Source organism: Actinoplanes sp. NPDC048791 (assembly GCF_040650095.1).
In the GTDB taxonomy this organism is placed as follows: domain Bacteria; phylum Actinomycetota; class Actinomycetes; order Mycobacteriales; family Micromonosporaceae; genus Actinoplanes.
This window is the reverse complement of record NZ_JBEZGQ010001411.1, coordinates 1-1,734: the sequence shown is the minus strand read 5'-3', so window position 1 is coordinate 1,734 and position 1,734 is coordinate 1. Positions and strand designations below refer to the sequence as shown.

Here is a 1,734-nt window from a genome sequence, read left to right as displayed (position 1 = left end):
GCCCCAGCCGGGCAGGGCCGCGCTGCGCAGCTGCGGCAGCTCGGTGACGCAGCCGGTGGGCTCGACCAGGCGGGCCCGCAGGGCGGTGGCGCCGACCATGGCGGTCACGGCGACCGAGCCGCGTGCGCCGATCAACCAGATTCCCGTGCGCATACGGCATCCCTTCCGATCGCAGGCAGAGACGTACTTCCGCTAACACCATGTGTCTTCCGTGTTACGTGAGGCGACGCTAGCCCAGGGCGCGGGACAAAGGAAAGGCTCGATATGAAGAAAGTTCTCCATGTGCGATCAAAACTTTTCCGTGCCCCGTACGAAAGTTGATCGGCTGCTGTGGACGCTCGCGTATGGACGGGCGACTCCGGACCATGGCCCGTCCCGGCAGGCGGCGGTTGACTGAGGACATGACAACTTTGGTGCTCGGCGGCACGGGCAAGACCGGCCGGCGGATCGCGTCCCTGCTCACCCGGCAGGGCCGGCCCGTACGGCTCGGCTCGCGCTCGGCTCAGCCCCCGTTCGACTGGGACCGGCCGCAGACCTGGGACGCCGCCCTCGACGGCGTCCACGCGGCCTACCTCAGCTTCTATCCCGACCTCGCGCTGCCCGGTGCGGCGGAGACGGTCGCCGCCCTGGTGGACCGGGCGGCGGCCCGCGGCGTACGCCGGCTGGTCCTGCTCTCCGGGCGCGGTGAACCGCAGGCGCTCCTCAGTGAGGACACCGTGCGCCGTTCCGGTCTGGAGTGGACAGTCGTGCGCTCCAGCTGGTTCAACCAGAACTTCAGCGAGGGCTTCCTGCTCGACGCCGTGCTCTCCGGCGAGCTGGCGCTGCCCGTGGGCGACGCCGCCGAGCCGTTCACCGACGCGGACGACATCGCCGAGGTGGCGGTGGCCGCGCTCACCGACGCGCGGCACGCCGGGCAGACCTACGAGCTGACCGGCCCCCGCCTGCTCACCTTCGCCGACGCGGCCGCCGAGATCGCCAAGGCCACCGGCCGGCCGCTGGGCTTCGTGGCGTTGCGGCCCGAGGAGTTCACCGCGGTGCTGCGTGAGCACGGCCTGCCCGAGGACCTGGGCGACCTGTTCCACATGATCACCGACGGTCGCAACGCCAGCCTGGCCGACGGGGTGCAACGCGCGCTGGGCCGCCCGCCGCGGGACTTCGCCGACTACGCGCGGGCCACGGCGGCCACCGGCGTCTGGGACGTGGCGCTACGGTGACCGGGTGGACACCTTGACCGGGCTGCTGGACGGGCCGCGGGCGCGGGGGGCGTTCCTGCTGCGGTCGCTGCTCGAACCGCCGTACGCGCTGCGGATCGAGGACGAGGCGCCGCTGACCGTGATGACGCTGGTGCGGGGGTCGGCCTGGGTGCTGCCCGACGACGGGGAGCCGGTGCTGCTGCACCCGTACGACGTGGCGCTGGTCCGCGGGCCGGGCCACTACACCGTCGCCGACGATCCGGGCACGCCGTGGCAGACGCTGATCGGTCCCGGACAGACGTGCACCACGCTGGCCGGCCCCGACCGGACCGCCACGGTGGACGCCGGCGGCCGGACCTGGGGCGACGGACCGGACGGCAGCACCCTGCTGCTGACCGGGACCTACCAGTTGCGCAGCGAGGTGAGCCGGCGGCTGCTCGACGCGTTGCCGACGCTGCTGGTGCGCCCGGGCGCGGCCTTCAAACGCGAGCGCGGCATGAGCCCGCAGGAGTACCGGGGGGGGAACCACAGGCCCCCCCCC

2 protein-coding genes and 1 pseudogene are annotated in these 1,734 nt (G+C 73.0%); 2 read left to right on the top strand and 1 reads right to left on the bottom strand.

Annotated elements, in window-relative coordinates:
* Window positions 1–153 (bottom strand): annotated as a pseudogene (locus AB0C29_RS46900) (myo-inositol-1-phosphate synthase); the annotation flags it as partial.
* Between the two features lie 248 nt (window positions 154–401).
* Between AB0C29_RS46900 and AB0C29_RS46895 the strand changes: the two are divergent.
* Both AB0C29_RS46895 and AB0C29_RS46890 read left to right on the top strand, forming a co-directional pair.
* Entirely contained in the window at window positions 402–1,214 is an 813-nt protein-coding gene (locus tag AB0C29_RS46895; RefSeq protein WP_360834661.1) for an NAD(P)H-binding protein, read from the top strand.
* A 4-nt stretch (window positions 1,215–1,218) separates the two neighbouring features.
* Window positions 1,219–1,734 (top strand): cupin domain-containing protein (locus AB0C29_RS46890; protein WP_360834659.1); only part of this gene is annotated, 516 nt, incomplete at its 3' end.

Coding starts and splice junctions, on each gene's coding strand:
- AB0C29_RS46895 (WP_360834661.1), top strand. CDS start 402: ATGACAACTTTGGTGCTCGGCGGCACGGGCAAGACCGGCCGGCGGATC.